The sequence below is a fragment of the Nonomuraea fuscirosea genome (assembly GCF_003001935.1).
GTDB lineage: Bacteria > Actinomycetota > Actinomycetes > Streptosporangiales > Streptosporangiaceae > Nonomuraea > Nonomuraea fuscirosea.
The window spans coordinates 1-1,101 of record NZ_PVNG01000092.1 but is presented as its reverse complement, the minus strand read 5'-3'; the positions used below and the strand labels follow the sequence as shown (position 1 = coordinate 1,101).

At 58.2% G+C, this 1,101-nt stretch carries 1 protein-coding gene; it reads right to left on the bottom strand.

Annotation, left to right across the window (positions count from 1 at the left end):
* Positions 1 to 37 precede the first annotated feature (37 nt).
* Entirely contained in the window at positions 38 to 877 is an 840-nt protein-coding gene (locus tag B0I32_RS56230) for an IS5 family transposase (RefSeq protein WP_106253708.1), read from the bottom strand.
* Positions 878 to 1,101: the final 224 nt, after the last annotated feature.

Below are 1,101 nucleotides of genomic sequence, written 5' to 3'. Positions count from 1 at the left end.
AGAGGGCGTTTGTTTTGAGTAGATTGCGGCTTATATCCTAGTAGGTGCCTCGCCAGGTTGGTGTTATTTCGTCCGTTATGCGCTTGGTCAAGTTGTTGATCGACGCGAGGTAGATCATGGCTTGGGAGCTCGTGGGAAGAGTTTCGTAATCGCGGGCTAAACGGCGGTACAGCATGAGCCAGCCCAGGCTTCTTTCGACTACCCAGCGGCGTTTGACGACTTGGAATCCGCGAGTGTCGGGTTTTCTTGAGACGACTTCGACGTCGATGCCTAACTTGGCTCCGTGTTCGATTGCGGTGTTCTTGAAGCCGGTGTCTACCCAGGTTTTTGATATCGACGGATAGGTGGTTTTGGTTTGGCTGAGTAGTTTCGTTCCGATCACGTTGTCGGATAGGCCGGCGGCGGCCACAGCGACGGCGAGGATGAGGCCGAGCGTGTCGGTGACGATGCCGCGCTTGCGACCGACGATCTTCTTCGCGGCGTCGGTTCCTTGGCTGGTGAGGGGCACGCTGGTGGAGGTCTTGATGCTCTGGGTGTCCATCACGCACGCGGTCGGTTCGGCCTGGCGGCCTTCCTTGACGCGGGCCAGGCCGGTCAACTCGTAATTGAGCTGTGCGAAAATTCCCTCATCGCGCCAGGCGGCGTAGTAGCTGTAGACGGTGTTGTACGGCGGAAAGTCGTGCGGTAGGTATTTCCAGGCGATTCCCGTGCGGTTGACATACAGAATCGCGTTGAAGATGTCTCGCAGGTCGTGCGAGGCGGGCTGGCCGGTGGGCCGGCGGTCGAGCCTGGCCTGGCGCCAGGCGGTTAAGGTGGGTTCGATGAGAGCCCAGCGGGCATCGGATATGTCGCTGAGATAGGGCTTTCGCTGGTTCATGGTGGAACCTCTACCCGATAATTATGATCGGTAGTGGTCCCTGGCTGTTCGGGAGGCTCCGCCGCATTTCTAGATGAGACGCAATCTGCGGAGTATTTGGTAATCAAACGGGCGCTCACACCGGCCGTCCTGACTAGACAGATCTACACCCACCGGGCAAACAGTCCAAAGGACCGTGAGTGCAGAGCGGGCATACACTCATCAACCATGCCTAAACGCCCACT

Bases quoted from the DNA above. Each gene is read 5' to 3' on its own strand.
- B0I32_RS56230 (WP_106253708.1), bottom strand. From the start codon at position 877: ATGAACCAGCGAAAGCCCTATCTCAGCGACATATCCGATGCCCGCTGG.